A 24,102-nucleotide genomic window follows, 5' to 3' on the forward strand; every position below is an offset into this window, starting at 1 on the left:
GCGACTAGAGGCGGTGAGCTGTGGGAAGCCGCCAGTCACCGATGGCCCATGGTCTAGAGGCCGGGCTGGGAAACATAGGGACTTGGTCCCCGATCCCCGTATGTCTCATAGACATGCTCGAATACGGCGCTACATTTCTGTTTGTAAATATCCGGCGTATAGGCACGAGGAAGGCCCTGGTCGAGCACATCTTCGATAGCCAGCTTCACTTTTGACCGAGCCGCGACGGTGTGCCGCCAATCCAGGACCAGCAACTGTTTCAGTTTGGACAGCAAATCCCTGGCGACTTTCTTCAATTCCGCCCGTTCTGCGGCCCGTAATTCCGGGGCAGGGCGTGTCAGAATGTCAAAGATCACCAATTCTTCTTCGGAAAGATTCTCCCGGACGTGGCGTTCCTGCTCTTTATTCAAACTGCGGCTGAGCGCCAGGAGCTCTCTGAACAGCTCGTCGATGTTACGGCTCCCCGCATTGTAGGCGTCGATCAATTCTTCAAACTTAGTCAGATAGTCGGCCCTCGTGCGATTCAGACGAATCAGCTTATCGAGTTGAGCGCGGATGGCCGCCTTCAGTTGCTCCAGGTCGATCTGTTTGGTTTTCGACTTCCCAAACCGTTGTGCGAGGGCCTCAAAGTCGATCTTTGTCAGGTCGATCACGCCATTACCAGACTTTCCTTGGGGAATGTGAAAGCCGTCGGCAGCCACGGACGCATCCAGAATCTTATTCAGGTCGGCCATCACGGCTGAAATATCCGCCGGCCCCTCCCCCGTCCTTTCACGCAGGCTCGCGGCGATGGTGGCCAGGCAGCTCACGCGAGAGGCGCATTCCAGCAGGGAGGGGTCTGGCTTCACCGCCTGAAAGAGCGTGCACACATAGCGTTCGTGGGCCAAAAAGTCCTTTCTGAGTGGATCAGGTGAGATCAGCGTTTCGACCGCTTCCGCAATCCTGGTGAGCCGCTCCAAGGTTCCGGCGCCCAGTCCTTCAATTTCCTTCAGGCTGACGCCATGCACTTGGCACAAGGCCGTGACGTCGTGAATCGCCTGGCGCAGTCCATCAACCAGCCTCTGTTTGTCACGGATCGGGCGCTCGCCGCCTTTCCCTTTGGCATAGAGGGCAAGCGCCTTCTCCAGCGATTCGAAGACATTGGCATAGTCGACAATCAAGCCGCTGTGCTTGCCGGGGAATACGCGGTTGGCCCTGGCAATGGTCTGCATCAGGGTGTGGTTCCGCATCGGCTTATCCAGATAAATCGTCGAGCAACTGGGCGCATCGAAACCGGTCAGCCACATGGCGCAGACAAAGACCAGGCGCAGCGGGTCTTTCGCCTCCTTAAACTTTTCGTCCAGGCCGCCGTCGTTCATGCGCTTCCGGTGCGGCGCGATGTCCAGCCCCAGTTTCTTCATCTCAGCAATCTCGTTCTGGGCGGAGGAGACGATGACCGCCATGTCGGTCGTACGGATCACCTCGAGGCGTGCCTTGAGTTCCCGGATGCGATCGGGATCGGCAGGCCTGGCCCCATACGTCCTGAGCCCGGCCATCTCCTGTTCGACGCGCGTCGCTTCCTCGTTCCAGTGCGCCCGGACCTTGTCATGCATCCGCAAGGCTGTCGCCTTGTCGATGGAGATCACCATCGCCTTGCCTTGAAAGCCTCGTCCGAGGAAGTGCCGGACGATATCCTTGGCGATCGTCTCCAACCGGTCGTCGCGCGTCAGGAGTTGATACTGCCGGCCGAGTTCCCGCTCCAGCCGCTTCTCCTGCTCGTCGTCGAGTCCGGCTGCCTCAATCAGGTTATAGATGTCGTCGTTGAGGTGCGGATTCTCCAACCGGAGCTCCGGCGTCCGGTTCTCATAGAAGAGCGGTACCGTCGCGCCATCTTCAACGGACTGCTGGAAGTCATAGACAGAGACGTAGTCGCCAAATACCTCGCGCGTCCGCTCTTCCCCTGCAATCAAAGGCGTGCCGGTGAAGGCGAGGAAAAGGGCGTTGGGCAAGGCGGCACGCATATTGAGGGCCAGAGTGTCGTACTGGCTGCGGTGGGCTTCATCCGTCAGCACGATCACATCGGACCGGTCGCACAGCAGCTCAGGAGTTTGGAATTTGTGGATGAGCGTGAAGACATAACGATGGTTTTCGCCAAGCAACTGCCGCAACTGCGCCCCGCTTTGGGCGTGGCACTGGTCGCTTTCCGTCTCGCTGACCGCGCCACAGGCCTTGAACGTCTTGGCAATCTGATCGTCCAGCTCAACACGATCCGTCACCACAACGAAGGTCCAATTCCCGGGAATCTTGCGGAGGATTTTCTGGGCGAAGAACACCATCGCGAGGCTTTTGCCCGAGCCCTGCGTCTGCCAGAAGACGCCCGCTCGTCCGTGGCCCTGCTTTCTGGCGGTCAATGTGGCGGCGATGGCATTGTTCACGCCGAGGTACTGGTGATTTTGGCCGAGCACTTTGACCAATCCCGCCTTGTGCTCGGAGAACAGCGTGAAGTTTTCGAGCAGATCCAGGAGGCGTGATGGTTCACAGGTGCCGCGCAACATCACTTCCAGCGACACCCGGCGGGGTTCGTCTTCACGTTCGATCCGCTTCCACTCGAAGAAGCGCTCCCAGTCGGCTGTGAGCGAGCCGATATGGCTTTCCGTTCCATTGCTGGCGATCATCAGGCTGTTGAACCAGAAGAGTTGGGGGATGTCGGCCTTGTAACAGGTGAGATTGTCATCGAAGGCCTGTTGCGCAGGCACGCCGGGTTTCTTCAGCTCGATCACGACGAAAGGCAGTCCATTCACGAATCCGACAAGGTCAGGCCGCCTCGTATAAAGGGAGCCGGTCACGCTGAGTTGACTGACGAGCAGAAAATCATTGGCGAGAGGATTGTCCCAATCGATGATGCGAACCCGTTCCGGCTCCTGGCCGCCGCTCGTGGCATCCGCAACAGTCACTTCGATGCCGTCTTTGAGCAGCCCGTACACCTCCCGATTCGCCGCTACCAGGCTCATGGCCGATCGGTCACGGGTCAATTGGTCGATGGCTTGGGAGAGTGCTTCTGGCGGGAGAGAGGGATTGAGGCGTTCGAGCGAGGTACGGAGACGAGGGAGAAGAACCGTTTCCCCCTTGGTTTCTCGACCGAACGTACCGCCCAGGCCAAAGATCTCCTCGGCAGCGGAGAGAACCTGCCAGCCCAAGGTTGCGAGAAGATGCATGGCCGGCTGTTCGACAAGCTGATCTTCTGAGTAGGCTTGAGCCATTTAGGCGACGAGGGGAAGAAATTCCTCACTGCTCATCGGTTGATATCCGATCTGAAACCTGCCTTCGAGTTCGACCAACACGCGTTGATTGTGTGGCGCCGGGGGAGGATTATTCCGGATCACATGGGCGCGCATGTTCTCGACTCCTCCGGCGATCGCGGCCAGCATGTCCTTGATGAGATACCGAGGGGTCCACCCAACCATGAAGTAGTCACCAGGGGTCAACAGTTGGATCGCTGCGCCTGTGGCGGGATTGTTCAGCTCTACGGCTACTTGCAGAGCGGCCCCGGCTTCCAACCGATTCAACCGCTCCTGGGACGGCATGTTCACGTGACGCCACCCGTGCAGGAAAAACCGACTGGCAAACCTTCCATCCCGGTGAGGACGGATTTGGGGGAAGACTTCCAAGTTATCCGTCTGGCGTCCCCCGCCGGAGACGGCCAGAATCGCGAACGGGTCTCGTTCCTCTGGCGAGAGCGCCAAGCGTTCAAGGTACTCGGCATAATCTTCCCGCTTCGGACTAATCAGGCGGTTTTGGAACAGAGGGAATAACTCACCTGATTCATACACTTTCTCGAACTGAGGAAACGCATCCAACGGTTGGAAGCCTGCCTTGGCTTGAGCCTCCAACACACCCTTCGTATAGAGAAACCGAAACCACCCCTGCCCCGGTTCGGATTCCAGGCGACCGATAGGAAACCAGGCACGCGAGCCAGGGCGTGCCCCACCATCTGGCCTCGCATCCTGCCAAGCTAAGAACAGCGTTTTCATAAGAATGTACCCACTACTTGCCCAAAGGTGACACTGAGAAGCCCTTTTGCAAATGTCCGTTGCCGTGGATCGATGGCCTGATCCGGCACACGATCGACGACGGACAGCATGCGGTCCAAGCCGACATTCTGCACCATTTGGCTCCATGGTTGAAAGTACCGAGGCCAGGCGCGGGCGGCCACCTCGAACAGCCTCAACGGGTTCGCTCCATGTTCATCCGTGGCCTTGATGAAGATCGCTCCGCGCCCCCGAGCGGCATACCATTCGAAGCGATACGCTTCTTTCAGCCATTGGCCGATCTTCTCCACCGGCTCATTGCGCCCGAGGGAAGAGGCATGATCAAACGTGGGAGCCACTCGGTGAAGATGTGTTCCATCATTCGAAGGCATACGAATTAGCGCCCAGTTTTCATGGTGCCGGTCGGTGTTCAGAATCAAGGCATCCAACGTCACGTACCCGGCCAACTGGCTGAATGCCCTATCCCGTTCCTCTCGATCAGGAATTACTACGGCAATTGCGTTCGCGATATTCTCAATCGTATGGTCTGGCTGGGCCCGTCGTCCTGCCCGATCATATCCCAAGACAGCCCCGGCTAGGAGGTCGTTACCGTGAATTAACTCGGTGCCAGGTCGGGACAGCTCAGGAAACCGTCGGCTGATACAGCCAACTGCGCCATCGAGTCTGGCGAGTTCGACACGTGCATGCGGGATCTCGAGGAGCCCAGCCAATTCAGCTGCGACCTTTTCCGCCCAGTGCTCCCCGGTGATCTCGCCATTGCTCAGGCGCGCGTACTTGAAGAGCCACGGCTCCGAATCCGTACCCACCTGCACCCACCCCTTCCGCTTGCTGCCCATCTCTTCGGGAGCGAGCACGTCTTCTTTACGAAGAGAAATGATGGGATAGGATTCAAGGGCCGGCATGCGATTCAACAGGAGAGCGGGATTTGCCCCGACAGCAGCCGAGGGAGCAGCAGGTCGCGGGTGCGCTGGAGGTTTGCAGTCTGTTCGACAAGTCTCCAGCAGAGTTGGGTTATCGGTTCGCCAATCTTGGCCCAAGCACCTTGAACTTCTTCGCTTGGGAGCACGATTGTGAATCGTTTGAAATCGCTCAGAATGATCCTGGGAATAGCTGCGCCGGTCACATAATTCTTCAATCGGTCCTTATTCTCCTGTGCGCTCAAAATGGCGGTCAGCAAGTGAGGATTAATCATCTCATTGGGACGGAGAATCGCGATCGAGGAAAGAAGTACCAATTCCTGCTCTTCACGGACGACGAAGATATGCTTCAAATAGTTGGCGCCATCTTTTGTAATGAGAACGTCATTCTTCTTGGGTTTGCACCCATTCCTCACAAGCTGATCAAAGTCTTGCCTGCTGATATAACGACATCCTTCCAGGTTGAGACCCCACTCGTGCATATCTTTCGAGGATGCCATAGGCAAGCCTTGTTTGATGGACTTTGGGCTTGAGTGTGAACCATCAGTCACCAACTCGCAGACATCATCAACGCGCACAATCTTCCAGCCTTGTGGAATCGGTCCGAGGCGGGAAGAAACCATTTTGATTTTGTCGTGGCCGGGGAAGCGGAAGTGGACGAACCACTCGCGGTAGAGGGATCGGGCCATCTCTTCCAGAATCTTGATGCGCCGTTGGTTGTTCTCGATCAGGTCGTCATAGGCAGACAGAATGCCTGCGATTCGGCGCTGGACGGGAAGCGGAGGAATGTTGACTGACACATCATACATTCGCGCTGGCGATGTGTGGCGGACAGTTGCGCCTGATGCACTGCCTTTAATCTGACCACGGACCGCTGTCGTATTTAAAAGGTAGAAGAGGAATTCTGGGACAACCTCGTCATGACGAATATTTGTCACCTTTCCGAGGCGCTGGTTGTGTAAAAACCGGCCACTCTCAGGAACAAAAGCGGGACTCCCAAGTATTGGAGCGTTCTGAGTAAGATCAGTCATTGCTACCAGCAAATCACCTTTGCGCAACACAAAATCCTCAGGTATCTCACCCGCATAATATTTCTCCTTCTCGCCCTTAAGTTTTAAGCCACCTTCTTCACGAAAGTTTCCTGGCGTTAAAAGAACAAAGTTCCCTTCGTCGGAGAAGAACTCTCCTTTAAATGCATACCCATGCTTGATTTTTAATAAATCACCAAGTTTTCTATTTTTCCATGCTGCTGCGGTCACGTTTCGAGAATCTCCGCAACATTCCGAGCGATAGTCTGCTCCAGCTCACGGGCCTGGGCATTCAGCGTTTCCAGTTCTTCATTCAGCGCTTCAAGCTGTTCCTTGAAATCCTCGTCACTGACTTCTTCGCCGGGTGCCACACCGACATAACGGCCAGGGTTGAGGCTCCAGCACTGCGTTTCGATTTCTTTGATCGTGGCGGCTTTGCACAAGCCCGGCACGTCGGTGAACTTCAGCTTCTTGCCGAATACTTCTTTGAGCTTGGCTTCGGCCCCGGGCCCTCCGAGGGTGAAGTCCGGCTCCTCGCCCCGGTAGAGCCGGACAGCGTTGGCCAAGAATCCGATCTGGCTTTCGGTCCAGTCACGGTGTGCCCGATCCACCTGGCGGTAAATGTGTCGCGCATCGAGAAAGAGGACTTTGTCGGCTCTCGGCGTCTTCTGCTTCCCTCGATCCAAAAACCACAAGGTACAAGGCAGCGTGACGGTGTAGAACATGTTCGGCCCCACGGCGACCATCACATCCACCGCACGGGCTTCGATGAGCTGCTTGCGGATCTCCTGCTCGGAAGAGCGAGCATCGGAGGCGCTGTTCGCCATGACGAAGCCGGCTCGCCCGGTCTGGTTCAACGTCGAATAAAAGAGTTGAATCCAGAGGTAGTTCGCGTTGTCGGTGCGAGGCAGGCCGAAGGGATACCGGCGGCCTTTGCCCACCTCGGCTTCCAGCCGCTCCTTATCGACGGCGTTCACGTTGAACGGCGGATTGGCGAGGACGAAGTCGAATTTTCCGGTACTGTTGTGCAGGTCGTCGTAGTAGGTGATGGCTTCTTTGATATCCCCTTCGAGGCCGTGCATGGCCAGGTTCATGCGGCAGAGGGCGACTGTGGCTGCGACCTTTTCCTGTCCATGAATAGCTAGTTCTGACGACGGGTTCTTCTTATGCTCGGCGACGAAGCGGGCGCTTTGGACGAACATGCCGCCGGAGCCGCAGGCGGGGTCCAGGATGCGGCCATGGTAGGGCTCCAACACTTCCACCAGCAGGCGCACGATGCCCGAAGGCGTGTAGAACTCGCCGCCCTTCTGTCCTTCCGTTCGGGCAAACTCGCCGAGGAAGTATTCGTAGATGCGCCCGAAGGCATCGTAGTCCATGGTCGCCGGGATTTCGGACACGCGCTTGAGCAGTTCCTTCAACAACGTGCCGGCAAAGACTTCATAGGTCTTAGGAAGCACTCCGGCAAGCTGAGGATTATGCTTTTCAATGTCGCGCATGGCTTCATTGATCGCCTTGCCGGCATTGCTGCCTTCCGGCAGATGGAGAAGCCTTTCGAATCGGGCGTTCGGCGTCAGATAGAGCACCCCTTCGGCATGATAGGCGGATGGTTCGTCCACGCGTGAGCCGCGCCGTGACGAAGACGCCATCTTCTCCAGGCCGGCCCTGATCTTGGCAAAGCGTACATCGGCGAAGCGGAGGAATATTAGGCCTAAGACCGGGGTGGAATATTGGGCCGCGGTCAGGCCGCTATTGGCCCGCAACTGATCGGCCGCATCCCACAGACGTTTTTCCAGCGCGTCCGTCGCCGTGTCTTTTTCCGATGGGGCAATCCATTGCATGATCGGTGATGTCGCCCTCCTAACCTGTCCTGAAAAAAGTCCGTACCCATCTACGCTTTTGCCGCATGGAAATCAACGTCTATGGCAGCAACCCGTGGCAGGTACTGAGCATTGATCGGTGCGGCCCCTACTCTCTCGCGTTTCCAAAGAAAGGGAGCTTAACAGTACCCCGTGACACCTGGGGTCACATTGCGGAAGTTTTATCTCAATCGCTCACGCCCGATTCACTTCCGCCGGTTGCGGCACGCCTGAACTATCCAGTTGGTAGGCGTAGGCCTCTTTCATTTGCACGTTGCCGCTGTCGGTGTAGACGAAGAGGCGGTGGCCGTCGGTGCGGGTCTTGACGAGGCCGTAGGCGGTGCGGCTGAAGCCGAAGAACGGTCCCCGCTTCTTGGCGGCCTTCTCGTCTTGGAGGCGGCTGGGCCCTTCGGTTTGGAAGAAGGCCACGAGTTCGGTGACGAAGATGAGTGGTTCCGGGACGCGCGACCATTTGCCGAGAGCGCCCATGAGGGTGGCGCGCGGGTGGATGTATTCTTTGCGCGCATTTTCGTCGCCGCTGGACACGCAGCTCACGATGGGCGACACAGCTTGAATGAAGGCGCCGGAGAAATCGGCCGAGCCGTGATGCGGCACCTTGAACACTTCCGAGCGCAGATTGAGCGTACCTTTGTTATGTTCCCGGGCAAGGAAGCGGCTGGCCTCGTCGTTCAAGTCTCCTGAGAACAGGAAGCTGAAGCCGCCGTAGCTCAAGCGGAGCACGATCGAATGGCCGTTGATGGTGTGGGAGGCGGAATGGCCGGTGAAGCCTTCGTCGCTGTCGTTGAGCGAGTCATGGCCGATACGCGGCCCGGTCGGCGGTTCACCGAGAAAGCGCAGTGCCGGTTGGCCTCCCACCTGTGTGGTGATCGGCCCCAATACTTCGATGCGCATGTCGGTCCGGTTGAAAAACTCGAAGGCTTGATTGTCGCCGAGCTGCAGACGGCGGAAACTAATGGGGTTGCGGCTATTGTAGGTGGCGAGGGTCTGTTTCCATTCTCTGAACGGCTCGTTCATGTCCTTGTCGTCGACGCCGAGCAGATTCTCTTCCAGCCCCGTGAGGTACAGTCGTCCGTCCACGGTCTTGGTCGGTCCGAGGAGTTTGGTGTCCGGTACGTCTTTGTTGTTCATTCTGGTCGGGCGTTTGACGAGACCGTTGTGGTAGACGCGCTGTGGCTGCATGAAGAGTCGCTTGCGTGTAACCTTGTTGGTTTCGGATTTGAGGATCTCACTCAAGCCGGCGAAGTGATCGGCGTCGCCATGGGTGACGACGATGCAATCGATCTGCTTCGGGTGGTCGGCGCTGGTGTTGCGGAAGCGCCCGGCCAGGTAGCGCGCGAACATCTGGTTGTCGCCGCCGTCGATAAGGATGATTTTTCCGTCCGGCGATTCGATGACCATGCCGTCGCCTTGCTGGACATCGACGAAGTTGACCTTCAAGACTTTGTTGTCCAGCACGGGGCGAACCAGGTCGGCCACCTTGATGCCGGACGATTTGGTCGGCTCGATGTAACCGGTGATGGATTCGGGGAGGATGCTGCCGTCGGGTTTTTCGCGAAAGACGGTGATGCTCACTTCGAGGTACGTCGCTGCCTGCTTCACCACGGTGATTTCGTCGCCCCAGGCGACCGTGCGGATGTACTGTTTGCGCCCTCGCTCTTCCCACACATCGGCCAGATCGACATTGAGTACGGTTTGATCAGGCATAGAATCTCCCCTTCAGGCTATTGAGAATGGCTCCCGGCGGCATTCCCGGGTGCGCGGTTCTCTGTCACGTACTGCAACGGTACGCCTCAGTCGCCGTGATTGCGGCGGCATAGCCGGACTGCCGGTTTGAACAGCTTGGCACGGTGTGGCGGTTTCACGTCGCCGTCTTATTGGGTGCTTCGTGGCGTCCAGATAATTGCGGCGATAGAATACGCCGTTCATCGGGAGAAATCACGCCGCCCTCCCTCTTGCCGATGGAATCTCCCGCCTGGTACATTTGCGCCATGACCATGCAATTTCAGAAAAAAGATCCGCGTGCTACGATCTCCACTCCGTTCGGCGACATCCGGATTCGCTTTTACCCGGACGATGCGCCCCGGCACGTGGAGAACTTTATCAACCTGGCGAAGATGGGCTTTTATGACGACACCACGTTTCATCGTGTGGTGCCGGGCTTCATCATTCAAGGTGGGGATCCGTTGAGCAAAACGCCCGATCGCCTGCTGCACGGCACCGGTGGTCCCGGCTATTTCCTCAATCCCGAACCGAACGACCGGCCCCATAAGCGCGGCGCGATTTCGATGGCCAAGATGCCTCGCGACGGCAACAGCACCCGCGATTTCAACGACAACGGCTCCCAGTTTTTCATCTCCCTGCAGGACAACGGCGGCCTCGATCGGCGGTATTCGATTTTCGGGGAAATCATTCGCGGCATCGAGGTCATTGACATGATCGCGAAGATGCCACGCGATGAGCGCGACAACCCGCTGGAACCGATTCGCATGAAGGTGACGGTGAAGGAATAGTCGCCTGCCAACCAGGCGTGCGCGTGTACCGACGAGTCTGCTACCTGATTTCCCCATTGTGATGATACCCCTCCCCTTGCCAAGCAGGTCGCTGATACGCAGCCTCGGGTGGTGTCTGCTCGTGCTCACCATCTCCATGTCCGCCTGCGACGGTCAGCGGCAACGCCTGATGACGGAACAGTATCCTTCATACCCGGAGAGCGTGCGCTGGGCTATCGATAGGGGGAATATTCTTCGCGGCATGACGGAAGACCAGGTGTATCTCGCGCTTGGTTCACCGGTATGCAAGAAGGACGTGGCGGATGAGGGACGGACAGTCACGGTCTGGCTCTACCCGCCGATCGGACGCAACGCCTGCGTCACCAGCGCCTTTCGCGTCTACTTCGAGCAAGGTGCCGTCACCACCTGGGACCGCTACACCACACCAACCCGATATACCGATCCAGCCGGCGGCGTACCTCTCTACTAGCATGAGGGTGAAAAAGCCTCCCAGCTTTGTTCTCGCATCGCTTCGATCCTCAACGTACCGCAAGGGTACGCCTCGTCCCTTCGCTCGCTGCGGCCGCGCTGGGCGGACTTTTTGACCCTCCTGTGCCATACCCTGTGGAGCGTGAACGTACACACGTGTACTGAGAGTCGCGCGACGATTCTGAATTGTGCTGAGGTGTTGGAATAGGGTGCTGGTTGCTCAATCGATTATCCGGCGACGCCGCAGGCGTAGTTTGACGCCGAGAAGCAAGGACAGCAGTTTATTTCGCAGGTTTCCCGCAGAACGGTCAAAACGATTGTCCACCTAGGCCGCAGTGACGAAGGAGCGAGGCGTAGCCTTGCGCTACGTTGAGCGAGCTGAGAGACGCGAGAACAACTGCGTATGTCTCTTGGCAGGCTGCTCAAAAAGCCCGTCCAACAAGGCCGCAGGCGAGACAAAACCGGAGGCGTAGCCTCGGGCTACGTTGAGGATTTTGTCGAGCTGAGAACGCAGGTGGCGGGATTCTTCAGCAGCCTGCCCTAGAAGAAGGCCATGCTCGCATACGTCACCGTCGAATTATACTGATCCGTGATCCCGCGATCGTACCGCAGCACCTGCCCCGTTTCCGCCTGAATCAGACGCAGCATGGAGTAAATCGGCGAGAAGCCCGAGATACGGCGCTGATCGTTTTCCTTCTGGATGAACTTGGCGAATTCTTCCGGGTCGCGGTTCTCGACATGCTTGAGCATCTCGAGGTCGGTCTGCATGCAGCGATGGAAGGAGAAGTCTGTCGGCGGGGCCGAGTCGCCGTAGCGCATGCCGATGTGGGCGAGTTCCGCACCCACGACGACGCAGTACGATTTGCCGCTAGCGGCAAGCGCCTCTTTTAAGGCCTGAAGAAACGTCTCGACCTGCTCCCGGATTTGCGGATCGCGCAGACTGTCCGCAGAAAACGCCGTGAGGATCGGAACAATCGTAAACGCCTGCTCTTGACCGAGGGTCTCTTGCAGGAACGGCAACTGAAATTCCAATGCATGTTCATTGTGATGTGCCAATTCGTCGGTGAAAGCAGCAGGGATCTGTTCGCGCAGGCGGTCGGTGACCGCGCGTTCGACTTTGACGAGCCCCAATGGTGTCTGAAAATCTTTGTCGGTCACGGCCACGGGGTGTTCGAGCCCGGAGTGAGCGGTGCCGATCAGCACGTAGAGATCCGGCTTCTGGGCGTCCTGCAATTCCTTATAGGCCCAGGCATAGATCGGTCCGGCTTGTTTCATCTCGTAGGTGGGCGCGACGAGGGCCTTGATGAGTTTGCCCTTGTGCTCGGAGGCTTTCACCTCCGGCCCTTCTTTGGATACGAAGAAGCTGTTGATCTGCGCGCGCAATTTGGCAGGGTCGGCTTCATAACTGCGACCGGCAAATTGCGGCGAACGGGAGGGCGCCTGGCGATAGGCGGTCAGCGCCTGTTGCTTGGCCTGCTCGGTGCGCTCCCCTTCGAGAAAGAGTTTGGTGTCCAGATCGGCCAGTAACTGCTCGACCTTATTCGGCATGAGGAATTCGCCGAAGCGCTTCAGATAAATCGCCCCGATGTCCTGGACGCTATGCTCCCCGTCGAGGTGCTGCACGATGAAGAAATAATTCAACGGCAGGACCAGGCGTTCCTTGCTCAATCCGGTGGGGTCCCAGAGCACAATGAACTGCTCCTCCCCTTCCTTGATCGGTGAAAATTGCAGATTGCGCAGCAGCGGGTACTGCTTGGGATCTTTGGCAGTCATGGTCGGTGTGGATTCCATAGTGGCGGCATTGTAACGGAGCAAACTTCTCAGGCGCAACAGGAGAGCGGGATGTTGAACAAGCCGCGGTGTGACAGTTCCTTCGCAAGGTACAACCTGGTCGCTATTCCAGGACAACCTCGTGGCTCCATCCCGCCGGTTACTGATTGGGCGGATGGCTGCTGCTGCGGCGGCTGAGGACGATCAAGGTGGCGACGGTCAAAAGCACCAGCCAGAGAGTGGGACGCCCATAGGAGGCATCGGAGAATTCGATCAGGTCGGTCAGCCGGCCGATCAGCAGCGACATGCGGGCCATCACGGTGTAGCCAAAGGCCGCGCCGAAGGAAATCATTAGGAACAGAATCCCAGCACGGGCGACGGCTTTGCCAGGACCGGAATGTTCGACGGAGAAGAAGAAATAAAACAGCACGGAGACGACGCCGATCAGGATGATGATGCCGTTCAAATGACTCGCCGGGTTGAGCAGCGAATAGTCGAAGGTGACGCCTCCACCTGGCGCGATGCCGAGGAGCGGTCGCACGGTATCCTCGATCTGTTTCAAAATGAATGAGGAGATGGTCCGGGGAATCGCCAAGCCTGCCCCGACGCCGACGATGAACGCGAAGGCGTAGCGCGACAGCCAGGCGGCCTTCGGGACATACCGGGTGAGCATGAGCATCCCGATGCCGACGGGAATCAACAGCGACCATTCACCCTTGTCCAGTATCGGCCGTACGATTAGCGTCATCACGACCGTGTCATAGGTCTTCACGATCGTATAGCCCAGCGAGACGCCGACATAGAGGTGTTCTGCGAGCTTGAACAGCGGATTGTCCTCATACAGGAACGAGAGGATGAAGAGCGTCAGCCCTGTGGCGATCCAGGCGCCGAGTATGACACCGAACGACAGTTCCATAGCGCCTAGGACCCCATCCCGTCCTGCCGGCGCTGTTGACGCCGTAAGGAGAAGTAAAAAATGTTGCAGATGGCGACGAGCACGATGATGGCCAGGTGTGTGGCCGACTGAGCATCCATGCCGGCGACCGCTTTCCCCTTCTGCCCGATCAACGTTTCATATTCCGCTGCCCCGCGCAGGCCGCCGATCAAACCGTTGATCTGCCCGCTGCGTAACAGCGGATAGAGGCCCGGCGCGATGACACCGGTACACCCGCCGCCCAGTTCGAACTTGTATTTGTCTTTGCCGAAGACGTACCAGGCTTCGACGCCGGGATTCCCCGCGCCCAGGCTGACCGCATAGGTGACATCGCGCAGGTTCTGCACACCGGCTAGTACCGGGAGACCCTTGGTGGCCTTCCCTCCATAGTCTGCAGGGAACGCGTTATACAGATCCTGTCCCATATTCAGAATGACGGCGCTGCCGCCGGGACTCCAGCCCAGAAACACGTAGTCCTTCCCGTTCTCCTTGCCCGCTTCTTTCGCCGTGTGCGTCAGGATTTGGTCAGCGAGCCCGGTGCCTGAGACCCAAAGCGTCATGGCCACGACGCGCAGGTTCTTCTTAAACGCGTGGCGCAAAATCGCAATGGCTTGCGGATAGAGTTCCGGTTTGGATGCGGGATCGAAATCCAACGAGAGGAGAAAGACCGATCCTTCGGGCAGTCCTTCGATATAGTCGTAGACGCCGCGTACTTCGGAGGAAATCTTGATAGGCAATCCGACCGGGAACAGCAGCGGCACAAGCGTGCAGAGGCCGATCACCAGAAAGATGATCCGCCGGTCGATGCGCAACATACGCTCGGCGAACGTCATTCCTTGCCCCCGCCGAGGTAGGAGCGTTCCACGCCGAAGATGATTTTGAACGAGAGGGCGACGGCGCCCAGGCTCACGCCGATCAGAATCGCTCGCCGCACGGAGGCGTTCAGGACATTCAAAATCCAACTCGACAGGTCGCCGCTGAGCGGCAGGATATATTCGCCGAGCGGCACGCGTCCCATCATCACGATGACGGCGGCCACCAACAGCACGGCGGCTTCACGGCTTCGCGCACGGAACGAGCGGTAGGCGGCAGAGGCAATGAAGAAGGCCAGGATGGCGAACATGGTGCCTTGCAGCGGCACGAGCGTATAGGAGTAGACCCAACCGAACGAGGTCAACGCGCCATCGATACTTTCCTTGCCGTTATTCCAGAGTCCCACGATGATCGTGCCGAGCATGCCGACGTACAGCACCAGGTTGTAGACCCAACCGGCTTCCTTCCGGCGGATCTTGGCTGCATGCACGTGGAACAGGCTGGTGATGCCGAGGACGAGCGCGAACCCGCCGATGATCTGGAGCCACTTGGTGACAGTGGTGAGCAGTTGTTCGGAGGCCGGATGCGGCACGTAGTATTGGGCTGCCATGACCAGTCCCGTAATCATGGTGATGAGCAGCGGGAGTTGTCGGCGAAGGAAAATCATTTGAGATCCTTAAACAGGTCCAGCAGCGGCTGTGCCCAGCCGTTCCCGGTGAGCACGGCGACGGTGGCCAGCAGCGTTCCGATCCCGATGACGCTCAGAATGAACGCCTTGCCGAGATCCTGCCCGCGCAGTGTGCCGATCTGGATCGGTTCCTTCGAGAGGTAGGCGCTGGCGGCATACAGTTCCTCGCCGATCAGGGTGTAGTCGCAGGTGGTCACGAAAAACGGCAACTGGTGGTCCGAGTCGGTGCCGGCGATTTGAATGGCCCCCGTGCTTGCGCCGGTTTCCGTCAGCAGGAGCGATTCGGCAAAGTACGACCCCATGAAAAAGTTCGCTGCCGGTTTTCGCCGCAGCATGATGCCGTCGACCGCCGCGGTATAGCTGAACTGGTCGCTGGTGATGAAAAAGTTCGCGTCATCTTTGAACAGGTCCGGTTTCCCCGCTTCCATGTAGGCCTGCTTGGTGATTTCCTGGCAGACCGCCATCGTGATCGGCTCCCGATGGGGCACCAGCAATTCCGTTTCGTACGAGGCGGCCTTCTTGGCGACGCGTCCCAGGATCACGGCGGCGGCAATGGTTGAGGGATCGTTCATGTCGTGCGCGCCGGTCATGTAGAGCACCGGTTTGCCCAATTCCGTCGCTCGCCCGATGGCTTCATCGACGGCATCCAAACCGGGAATGCGGCGCAGAAAGATCTCTTTTCGCTTGGCCAGGCTGATGGCGTAAAACACGATCGCGCCGAACATCAACGCCAGCACGAGGTTGTTCACCTGGTTCCAATTCATCCAGTTCGGTTCCGCGGAGGCGACAACGGGCGGGGCAATCAATCGTTCCTGCCCGCTAACCGACGCGACGGTGACGGCATAGGGCTGGCCGGATTTGACTTCCATGCCTTTGCCGTTTTTGATCAGAAACTGATGGTCATTGGGATCCCCGGTTCTCGTCCACCAGGCCGACTTGCCCTCGCGGACGTAGCGCGTATTGGCAGGAAATTCTGCCACGACTTTCCATGCCGTTGGGTCTTGGGGAAGACCGCCTTCATGAACCAGGATTTGATATTTCGTGGTGGCACTATCAGTTGCGGAAGGAGCCCAGAGCACTGTGAGACTCCCACCTCCGTCGCTGGGGGTATCGATCACACGCAGTTGCTGCGGCATGGTCTGCGCTTGGGCGAACGGCGGCAGGAGCGCCGGCAGGCAGAACATAAAGACTAGGATGAGGAAGCGATGCAGCACGCGGTTCAGGCTCCTTCGATCACTTCGATATTGGCGCGCGGCACCACGGTCGTCGTGCCGTCGGGGAAGCGGACTTCAAGCACACGGACTTCACTTTCGGTCGGAATGGCGCGCAACTCCGACGGCAGTCCTGAGACGGCGCCGATCTTGCCGAACAGCGGGTCGCGGATGATGCGGACCGGATCGCCGAGTTGAATCCCTTCCCGCTCGGCTTGCGCGAGTTTTGTCGCGGCAGCTGGGCCGCTATGTGGAATGATGATTTCAGGGCGGATGACGCCGGCCCGGATCTGCGTGGCCCCCGATATTGACGCCTTTTGTCCCGCATGGGCGGAGAGCAGTGCAAACGTCTTGGGCGCCATGGGAATGGTACCGAACCCTTCCGTCAGGATGAGCGTGAAGCCGACCTGCTCGGTGCCGGTGATCGCAACGCCCAGGTCATACCCGAGCAGCGCGCGCAGATCCTTGTCATGGATGCCCCCGACGACCAGGCCGACGATGCCGAGTTCCTTGGCGCGCGCCATGGTGGCTGCCGAGAGAAACGCGCCTCCGACGACGACCTTGCCCTTCATCGATGGGTTGAGCTGTTCCGGCAGGAGCGGTTGATCCGGCGCCTTGACGCCCATGATCAGTTCGCCGCTCGTTTCTCCTCCAATGCCGAAGATGCCTTGCACGAGGCTGCACGTACTTTCTACTGTGACACCCTGGTCGGGATGCACCTCAGCCACGGCGCCGTCGATGTAGCCGCGTAGCTCCAACACCCTCGGTGGCTCGCGCAACAGGACTTGGCCGGTAATGGTCGAGACGGATTCCACCTTGCCGGTGATCGGCGAGCGGATTTCGGTCTTAAACCATTTGATGAAGGGTTTGTTTTCAGCGAGCACGTCGTCCTTCTGGACGGAGTCTTTTTCTTTTTTGACGAGGTAGTCGTTGATTTCATCCGGCGCGATGCCGAGCTGATTGGCCAGGTTGAGCGGCACGACCTTTCCCGGCAACTCGGCGCGAGCCACGGCGGTGTCGGCCCGCACGGTGTCGCCCACCTTCACAAGCACGGTGCCCGGCAACGGAAGAATGCGCCGACGGCGGACGGTCGTTCGCTCGGTGACGGTCAGGCCTGGTGTGTAACTATGCGCCATAATCGGTTGCTGAAACGCCCTACAGCTTCGTTCTCAGTTGCTCGCTCCCCTCACCGTACAACTCCCGGTACGGTTCGAGGCTCTCGCGCCTTGCGGCCTCGGTGCAGGGCGTTTTGAGCAACCTGTCTTGCCACTCAGCCATTCGCTATCAGTTCCCTTTTGGATACAACCCGACGGCCTGATACCAGCGTGTCAGCAGGGCGACTCGCGCGGCCTGCTCCGTGGGCAACTGTAACGGACGACCGCGCCCGTCCAGCATCAGCCCCACAACGCCACCCTTCACCGTTCGCGTGAACGATTGTCCGGGGCCTTCGCCGAGATCCACCTGTTTGGCCGGTTGCAGCGTGACGGTGGCCTGCTGATCGAGGGGCAGGTTGAATAACTTGAGATCGCCGAACGCCAAGGTGCCCTTTTCAATGCGTCCATCCGGCAGCGTCACTTCGTAGTCGGCGCAACGCTCTCCGTCCTTGCCTTGGCCTATCGGCGCAATGCAGGTGCCCAGGTACACCATGCAATCCCGGATGAAGACATCGGTGGCCGCCTGTTCGTTGACGGTGGATAGCACACCGAGATGCGGCATCATGAAAATGCTGTCGACCGACAGCGTGGTGACGCCGAGCGGTTCATAGGCATCGACCATCATCAGCATGGACTGAATACGGCGCGGCGCGTGCGACAGGATGCCGCCGCTACCGACGATCAAATCCAACTTCAAGAGATCGATGAGCGTCTTGCCGGAGGTGCGTTGCTCGAACACGTCGGAAATCGTCCGTTCCTGCTGCACGCCCTTCAGTCCCGTCGCCAGCGACTTATGGTGGATCAACGCCAGCCGCAGCGCCTCCCGCGCGATGGCATGTTCGATCTGGAGCTCATCGAGCGATTGGGGAATGGTCGTGGGGCGCACCATTTTATTCTTAATGCGATTCCTGAGCGTCTGTTCGTCGATGGTGAACGGCACCCAGCGCATGATGTTTTCGAGGCCCGCCTCCGCCAGCACGTTCGAGATACTGTAGGACATGCCGAGGTTGGCGCTGACGGTGCGATTGAAGAGGCCGCCGAAGACCGAGAACACGTCGGTCGTCGCGCCGCCGATATCCACGCCGATCAGGTTGATGCCCTCGCGCTTGGCGATGGTCTCCATGATGACGCCGACCGCGGCCGGAGTCGGCATGATAGGCGCGCCGGCCATCTCGATGAGTTTCTTGTACCCCGGCGCTTGCTGCATGACATGTTCGAGAAACAGATCATGGATCTTGTTGCGCGCCGGGGCGAGATTTTCCCGCTCCAGCACAGGCCGGATATTGTCGGCGAATTCGAGTGCGGTCTTTTCGCCGAGGATTGTTTTAACCTGCGGCTGTGCATCTTTATTGCCTGCATACACGAGCGGTAACTGATAGGTGCTGCCAAAGCGCGGCCGGGGTTCGGCTGCGGCGATGTATTCGGCCATTTCCACGACGTGGGTCACGGCGCCGCCGTCCGTGCCGCCGGACATGAGAATCATGTCCGGCCGCATGGTGCGAATCCGTTCGATCTTTTCGTAAGGCAATCGACCGTCGTTAGAGGCCAGCACATCGATGACGATCGCGCCGGCGCCGAGTGCGGCGCGTTGAGCGCTTTCCCCCGTCATGTTCTGCACCACACCCGTGACCATCATCTGCAAGCCGCCGCCGGCGCTGCTGGTCGACACGTAAATATCCACGCCCCGCTTCGGGTCGCCTTGCGCCGCGTGGTTGGGCGTGATGATGCGGTCGCCGTCCAGGATCGTCCGGCCGGACAGTTCTTCGATTTCCGCAATGGCGTTGAGCACGCCGCGTGTCACGTCTTCGAAGGGAGCTTCCACGGTGGTCGGCGCTTCACCGCGATAGGTCTGGCGGTATTCGTTGCCGACTTTCTCGATCAGGATGGCTTTGGTGGTCGTGCTGCCGCAGTCGGTCGCCACGATGACGTTCAACGGCTGTGTGGGGTTTGATGTCGCGGGAGACTGCTGCGCTGCCGTCATCGAGCCGGCGCTCCTGTAGACGCTGCAGCCTTGGCTTCGATGAGCGCGGTGAGGCGTTGCAGGGAATCCCGTCGCTCCAGCAGACGGGCGATCTGTGCGAGTTCGTTGCCGCTGAAGACACATTCGACGAGAGGCGCCAGGAAGTGCAGCGCCTGACTGCCGAGAAAATTCATGGGGCCCATCGATTCGAGAAAGAGCGTGGCCGGGGCCGCCATGCGGCGCGCGACGATCGCGTCGGCAATCCGTTCGAGCAGCGCGAGATCATCGGTGGTGAAGGCCGGTTGATCGGAACGCAGGGCAAAGGCATGGCGGAGGCCAGCTCGAAGATCGTGGGTGCGACGGGAGAACAATCCGGATGAGAAGACAGCCATAAGTGCTTGTCAGATCAGCTTAAACGATTGGTTTGGCATTATATGAAGGGGCAGAAGGAGAGTCAATCAAGCGATGCGTGGAGGCGGCTGATCGGAGCGATCGTCGCATGATTCACCATACCATGCGTCCCGAGCGCCGTTCCATGCAGGCTCGCGTACCGGCTCGGCGTCGAGCGGCTGCAGCTCGGTGACGGTCAACGTCACCACGTCGAAGACTGCTTCCACCAGCCCTCGCACGAGATAGGCCCGGTTGGCAGCCAGGAGCTGATGGCAGCGGCGATAGACGTTCGGGAACAGCGTGGCGTCATAGAGGGCGGTGGTATCTTCGAGCGTCACAAACTCCATCGCCTGTCCGCGGCGCGTCTCCACCGGTTTTTCGGTAACCAGCCATCCCACCATCGTAACTCGCTGCCCGACATGATGGTGCATGCGTGAAGCGGGCACTGGCCGCAGCTGTTCGATTGAATGGCGATAGAGGGTCAGTGGATGGCGGCTTGCCAAAAAGCCGAGCGACTCGATTTCATGGGCCAGCTTAAGGGGTTCTGTATAGTCCTCCGGGATCGGGAGCGGCCCAGCGTGGCGTTGCTCCTCCGCATACAGCCGCCAGAGCAAGGCCGGTCGCGTCAATTCGCCGGCGAGGGAATCGCAGCAGCCGGCTCGGATCAGCGCTCGTGTCTGCGTCGGGTGAGGATTGACGCGCCGCCGGAAATCCTCGAATGAGCGATAGGGGCCGGCTTCTGCCCGTTCCTTCACGATACGTTCGCCGAGGTCTTTCTGAAGCGTCTTCACCTGCATCAGGCCGATCCGCAGGCGATCGCCTTCGCCGCGATAGGCCCAGTCACTGGCGTTGACGTCGGGCGGCAAAATGGCGAGTCCCATGCGGCGCGCTTCGGAGACGTAGGCGAAGGCCGAATAAAATCCGCCTTGGTTGCTGATGACGGATGCGATGAATTCCGCCGGATAGTGCGCGCGCAGATAGGCGGATTTGAAGGAGACCTGGGCATAGCTGGCCGAATGGGGTTTGCAGAAACTGTAGCCCGCGAAGCTCATGATCATCGTCCAAATGTTGTTGATGGTGTCAGGCGATGCTCCGTTCTGTGCGGCGCCGCGGCAGAACTGATGATAGTAATCCCGCAACTGCCGCGACTTATGCTTCTTGCTGATGACCTTGCGTAGCTGATCCGCATCTTCCAGGGAGAAGTCGGCGAGCGCCATGGCCACTTTCGTGACGTCTTCCTGATAGACCATGATGCCGTGGGTTTCTTGCAGCATGTTGTCCATCAATGGATGCAGCGGCTTATACGGATGGCCATGGGCCCGCCGGACGAAGTCGTGCACGAAGGTGATGGCCGCCGGCCGCACGAGCGACGAGACCATGACGAGATATTCGAATACGTCGGCCACGGCGAGCCGGTCCGGCGGCATGCCGCTCCATAGTTTTCTGAGCAGGAGGCGGGTCGCCGGCGATTCGATATAGAAGCACCCGATCGTGTCGCCGCGCCGGATCAGGTCTTGCGTCGCATCATCGTGAAGCGGATCCCAGCTCGCATACTCGATCGTGCGACCGGTATGGCGGGCAATGGCGTCGAGCGCATCGCGAATGACTGCGAGCGACCGGTTGCCCAAGAGGTCGATCTTGACGAGGCCCGCCTCCTCTGCTTGATCCTTTTCCCATTGAATGACCGGCAGCCCCTTGGCGGTGAATTCGACCGGCACGTAGCGGCGGATGTCATCCGGCACGATCACGACTCCCCCGCAATGCATGGAGAGATGGCGAAAATGGTTCTGCGCTCGTCGCGCCTGTTCGAGGATCTCAGGCCAAGGTGCCTTCAGCCGCAAGGTCTGGGAGAGCTGGCTGAGCCATTGCTCCGGGGTCGGCGAAGTGGAAAAGTCCAGGATCGCTTGCTGGCGAGAGACCCGCGCAGACATGACGCTGATTTCGTCGGCCGGCATGCCGTAGACCTTTGCCGTTTCGCGGATGGCTGCGCGAAACCCGAGACTGTTCTGATTCGCCACCATCGCCGCCTGGCGTTCGCCGTATTGCCGGAAGACCCAGTTCAGGATGCCCTCGCGTGTGTCCCACGGAAAATCGATGTCGATGTCGGGCGGATCCTTTCGGCCGGGATTTAAAAATCGCTCGAAAAACAAATGATGTTTGAGCGGATCCACATGCGTGATCTTGAGGCAATAGGAGACGATCGAAGCGGCCACCGAGCCGCGGCCACAGGTCAATGGTTCTTGCATCAGAATTTCTTTGACGATCAGGAAATAGTTCGCGAAGTGTTTCTCGCGGATGACGGCCAGTTCCTTCTCGATTCGCGCGCGGACTTCCTCCGACAGCAGGCCATAGCGTTCTTGCGCGCCGGCATAGGTGTCGTCTCTAAGCGTCAGGAACGCCTCATGGTCGGTGAGCTGGCGGAATGCCGGAAAGATCTGGTCGCCGAAACACCAGTCACTATGACACGCCTCGGCGATGCGCAGGCTGTTGTCCAGCGCCTCCGGGACATGGGGAAACGCCGCCGCCATCCGCTCCGGCGGCATAAGCCATTGCTGCGGATGGCAGCAGGCTGTTTGCGGCAGGCGGGAGAACGTCTGATTGAGGGCGATCGCGCGCAAGAGGCGATGGGTCGCGAAGCCGTCGGCTCGAGCAAAATACACACGGTTGGTCGCGACGGACGGCAAGCCGATGCGACGGCCGATCTCGAGCGTCTGCTGCATGGCTGGCCCCGGTGTCAATTCGACGTAGAGGTCCTGTGGGTCATCCGACGACCAGGCCTCGAGAGCGGCTTGGTCGTCGGTCGCAATGATCAAGCCGTCGCGATAGCGCGCCACGGCCTCGATGAAGGAGAACGAGGGCTCGCAATGGCGTTCGGAGAGCAGGCGGCACAGGTTGGCATAGCCGCCGGGAGTTTTCACCCATAACAGGGCGCGGCGGGATTCGGTCGTCAATTCGGCGCCCAGGATCGGTCGTAGGCCTTCATGTCTCGCTTCTTCGATAAATCGTATGGCCCCATAGAGGCCATTCGTGTCGGTCACGGCCAGTGCGCCGAGTCCTTGCCGCTTCGCCAGCCGGCACAATGTTTCCAGCGACGACACGCCGCGCATGGCTGAATAGTCCGAGTGGACGTGCAGGTGCACGAAGGGCGTGGTGGTCATGGCAAGGTCTTTCCCCACGCAATCGCCCGTTCGCCGAATTTCGCGCGAATGGCATCAAGGACTAGGGAGAGTCGATGGGATGCCGGCTGGACCGTCATGGCCGGCTCATCGAACAGCCGCAGTTGCTCGGCCAGCGGTTCCAGGCAATCGGCGCGCAGGATGATTCGCTGGAGCCTGACCCGGCGCCGGAAACATCGGGCAAAGAGCTGGACGAGTACGGGCTGGAGATCCGCCTCCCAATAGGTGCCGTGCGGCAAGAGGTGCTGGGCCATGCGTTCGACATGGTCGCTGTGGCGGAGCGCCAGCGACAGGCGCCTGCAGATACGCCGTTGTTGCCGGAGTATGGCGCAGATCCGTTCGATCAGCCGGGACAGCCGTCCCAGTATGAGTTGATCGTCGATTTCGTCCGGATTGAGAGTGAGAGATTGTTCGATCAGCGGCTGGTCGACCGATGGACGGACAGGCGAATGGTCGATACCCACGGCCCAGTCATGCAGCACTCCGGCAGCTGTCCCGAGCACCGCTTCGAGCTGGACCAATGACACGTCGGCGATGGATCCCAAGGTCCGCAAATTCAGATCGTCCAACCGGTGAAGAATGTGCGAGGCCTGCATTCGGTTGAGTCCCGGCAGCAGGGTGGCGGGCAAAGGCGCGAGAAAGGCTTGTTCGGAGCCGGAATAGATCGAACGCATCTGCGGCGGCTTCTCCAGCGTCGTCGCCGCCAGGTGTGATACGAGCTTGTTCGTAGCCACCCCTATTTGGCTGTGCCATCCCCATTTGCCGGTCAGTTCTCGTTCCAGGCGGGCGGCCGTATCAATGGGATGTCCAAAGAGTCGTTGTGTGCCGGTGAGGTCGAGAAAGAGCGAACCGGGACGGATTGATTCCCACACAGGCGCGAAGGGCATGATCGCTTGTTGCAATTCGCGATGCGCCGCCTGCGTTCTCGTCGAGTCCGGCGGGATCACACGAAGGCTGGGGCACAATCGGCGGGCCAGTTCGACAGACATGCCCGGCAGGACACCCTCGTCAACGGCTTCCTGCGAGACTTCCCGGACCAGTCCGCGCGGCGTATGGATCGGCGCCAGGGCGACCGGTCGGTGACGCAATGAAGCCTCATGAGTCCGCGCGAGCACGATCTCGAACGACGGAACTTGGAGACAGACGATGTCGCGATCCATGATGGTATCTTTTTGAGT

General features: G+C 59.2%; 18 protein-coding genes. 2 read left to right on the forward strand and 16 right to left on the reverse strand.

Annotated features, from left to right (window positions below; translation table 11 throughout):
* Positions 1-53 precede the first annotated feature (53 nt).
* From JNL86_00950 to JNL86_00975, 6 genes are all read right to left on the reverse strand, one after another.
* A complete protein-coding gene (locus JNL86_00950; protein MBL8041470.1) occupies positions 54-3,239 on the reverse strand; it encodes a type I restriction endonuclease subunit R in 3,186 nt (1,061 codons plus the stop codon).
* Positions 3,240-4,010 (reverse strand): hypothetical protein, encoded by a 771-nt coding sequence (locus JNL86_00955; protein ID MBL8041471.1) that lies wholly within the window; start codon positions 4,008-4,010, stop codon positions 3,240-3,242. It abuts the gene before it with no gap.
* The gene (locus JNL86_00960) at positions 4,007-4,930 is read right to left on the reverse strand and encodes a HipA domain-containing protein (protein ID MBL8041472.1); all 924 of its coding nucleotides are present in this window, start codon (positions 4,928-4,930) and stop codon (positions 4,007-4,009) included. The genes JNL86_00955 and JNL86_00960 overlap by 4 nt, the downstream gene beginning before the upstream one ends.
* A 5-nt stretch (positions 4,931-4,935) precedes the next feature.
* Positions 4,936-6,204 carry a restriction endonuclease subunit S gene (locus tag JNL86_00965; protein ID MBL8041473.1) on the reverse strand — a complete coding sequence of 423 codons (1,269 nt, stop codon included), beginning with the start codon at positions 6,202-6,204 and terminating at the stop codon, positions 4,936-4,938.
* Positions 6,201-7,811, reverse strand: a complete 1,611-nt coding sequence (locus tag JNL86_00970) for an SAM-dependent DNA methyltransferase (protein MBL8041474.1) — start codon at positions 7,809-7,811, stop codon at positions 6,201-6,203. Before JNL86_00970 ends, JNL86_00965 begins: the two co-directional genes overlap by 4 nt.
* Before the next feature lie 213 nt (positions 7,812-8,024).
* Positions 8,025-9,554, reverse strand: coding sequence for an MBL fold metallo-hydrolase (locus tag JNL86_00975; protein MBL8041475.1), 1,530 nt, complete (start codon positions 9,552-9,554; stop codon positions 8,025-8,027).
* Between the two features lie 254 nt (positions 9,555-9,808).
* Here JNL86_00975 and JNL86_00980 point away from each other — a divergent pair, with 254 nt between their 5' ends.
* The gene (locus JNL86_00980) at positions 9,809-10,360 is read left to right on the forward strand and encodes a peptidylprolyl isomerase (protein MBL8041476.1); all 552 of its coding nucleotides are present in this window, start codon (positions 9,809-9,811) and stop codon (positions 10,358-10,360) included.
* Between the two features lie 121 nt (positions 10,361-10,481).
* Complete coding sequence (locus tag JNL86_00985) at positions 10,482-10,829, forward strand: hypothetical protein (protein MBL8041477.1); 348 nt, start codon at positions 10,482-10,484, stop codon at positions 10,827-10,829.
* A gap of 539 nt (positions 10,830-11,368) precedes the next feature.
* Here the strand turns inward: JNL86_00985 and amrB are convergent.
* The 10 genes from amrB to JNL86_01035 form a co-directional block, all read right to left on the reverse strand.
* The gene (gene amrB / locus JNL86_00990; GenBank protein MBL8041478.1) at positions 11,369-12,601 is read right to left on the reverse strand and encodes an AmmeMemoRadiSam system protein B; all 1,233 of its coding nucleotides are present in this window, start codon (positions 12,599-12,601) and stop codon (positions 11,369-11,371) included.
* Positions 12,602-12,758: 157 nt separating this feature from the next.
* Complete coding sequence (locus JNL86_00995) at positions 12,759-13,514, reverse strand: hypothetical protein (protein MBL8041479.1); 756 nt, start codon at positions 13,512-13,514, stop codon at positions 12,759-12,761.
* Positions 13,515-13,519: 5 nt separating this feature from the next.
* Positions 13,520-14,365: a hypothetical protein gene (locus JNL86_01000; protein ID MBL8041480.1), complete on the reverse strand. Its 846-nt coding sequence runs from the start codon at positions 14,363-14,365 to the stop codon at positions 13,520-13,522.
* Positions 14,362-15,012, reverse strand: coding sequence for a hypothetical protein (locus JNL86_01005; GenBank protein ID MBL8041481.1), 651 nt, complete (start codon positions 15,010-15,012; stop codon positions 14,362-14,364). The genes JNL86_01000 and JNL86_01005 overlap by 4 nt, the downstream gene beginning before the upstream one ends.
* Positions 15,009-16,247 (reverse strand): hypothetical protein, encoded by a 1,239-nt coding sequence (locus JNL86_01010; GenBank protein MBL8041482.1) that lies wholly within the window; start codon positions 16,245-16,247, stop codon positions 15,009-15,011. The genes JNL86_01005 and JNL86_01010 overlap by 4 nt, the downstream gene beginning before the upstream one ends.
* Before the next feature lie 5 nt (positions 16,248-16,252).
* On the reverse strand, positions 16,253-17,380 hold the full coding sequence (locus tag JNL86_01015; GenBank protein MBL8041483.1) for a hypothetical protein: 1,128 nt from the start codon (positions 17,378-17,380) through the stop codon (positions 16,253-16,255).
* A 148-nt stretch (positions 17,381-17,528) separates the two neighbouring features.
* On the reverse strand, positions 17,529-19,379 hold the full coding sequence (locus JNL86_01020) for a glutamate mutase L (GenBank protein MBL8041484.1): 1,851 nt from the start codon (positions 19,377-19,379) through the stop codon (positions 17,529-17,531).
* A complete protein-coding gene (locus JNL86_01025; protein MBL8041485.1) occupies positions 19,376-19,750 on the reverse strand; it encodes a hypothetical protein in 375 nt (124 codons plus the stop codon). Before JNL86_01025 ends, JNL86_01020 begins: the two co-directional genes overlap by 4 nt.
* A gap of 66 nt (positions 19,751-19,816) precedes the next feature.
* Positions 19,817-22,906, reverse strand: a complete 3,090-nt coding sequence (locus tag JNL86_01030; GenBank protein ID MBL8041486.1) for a DNA polymerase III subunit alpha — start codon at positions 22,904-22,906, stop codon at positions 19,817-19,819.
* Positions 22,903-24,084: a hypothetical protein gene (locus tag JNL86_01035; GenBank protein MBL8041487.1), complete on the reverse strand. Its 1,182-nt coding sequence runs from the start codon at positions 24,082-24,084 to the stop codon at positions 22,903-22,905. Before JNL86_01035 ends, JNL86_01030 begins: the two co-directional genes overlap by 4 nt.
* Positions 24,085-24,102: the final 18 nt, after the last annotated feature.

Source organism: Nitrospira sp., assembly GCA_016788885.1.
Classification (GTDB): Bacteria; Nitrospirota; Nitrospiria; order Nitrospirales; family Nitrospiraceae; genus Nitrospira_A.

Bases quoted from the DNA above. Each gene is read 5' to 3' on its own strand.
- JNL86_00950 (MBL8041470.1), bottom strand. From the start codon at position 3,239: ATGGCTCAAGCCTACTCAGAAGATCAGCTTGTCGAACAGCCGGCCATG.
- JNL86_00955 (MBL8041471.1), bottom strand. From the start codon at position 4,010: ATGAAAACGCTGTTCTTAGCTTGGCAGGATGCGAGGCCAGATGGTGGG.
- JNL86_00960 (MBL8041472.1), bottom strand. From the start codon at position 4,930: ATGCCGGCCCTTGAATCCTATCCCATCATTTCTCTTCGTAAAGAAGAC.
- JNL86_00970 (MBL8041474.1), bottom strand. From the start codon at position 7,811: ATGCAATGGATTGCCCCATCGGAAAAAGACACGGCGACGGACGCGCTG.
- JNL86_00975 (MBL8041475.1), bottom strand. From the start codon at position 9,554: ATGCCTGATCAAACCGTACTCAATGTCGATCTGGCCGATGTGTGGGAA.
- JNL86_00980 (MBL8041476.1), top strand. From the start codon at position 9,809: ATGGAATCTCCCGCCTGGTACATTTGCGCCATGACCATGCAATTTCAG.
- amrB (MBL8041478.1), bottom strand. From the start codon at position 12,601: ATGACTGCCAAAGATCCCAAGCAGTACCCGCTGCTGCGCAATCTGCAA.
- JNL86_00995 (MBL8041479.1), bottom strand. From the start codon at position 13,514: ATGGAACTGTCGTTCGGTGTCATACTCGGCGCCTGGATCGCCACAGGG.
- JNL86_01000 (MBL8041480.1), bottom strand. From the start codon at position 14,365: ATGACGTTCGCCGAGCGTATGTTGCGCATCGACCGGCGGATCATCTTT.
- JNL86_01005 (MBL8041481.1), bottom strand. From the start codon at position 15,012: ATGATTTTCCTTCGCCGACAACTCCCGCTGCTCATCACCATGATTACG.
- JNL86_01015 (MBL8041483.1), bottom strand. From the start codon at position 17,380: ATGGCGCATAGTTACACACCAGGCCTGACCGTCACCGAGCGAACGACC.
- JNL86_01020 (MBL8041484.1), bottom strand. From the start codon at position 19,379: ATGACGGCAGCGCAGCAGTCTCCCGCGACATCAAACCCCACACAGCCG.
- JNL86_01025 (MBL8041485.1), bottom strand. From the start codon at position 19,750: ATGGCTGTCTTCTCATCCGGATTGTTCTCCCGTCGCACCCACGATCTT.
- JNL86_01030 (MBL8041486.1), bottom strand. From the start codon at position 22,906: ATGACCACCACGCCCTTCGTGCACCTGCACGTCCACTCGGACTATTCA.
- JNL86_01035 (MBL8041487.1), bottom strand. From the start codon at position 24,084: ATGGATCGCGACATCGTCTGTCTCCAAGTTCCGTCGTTCGAGATCGTG.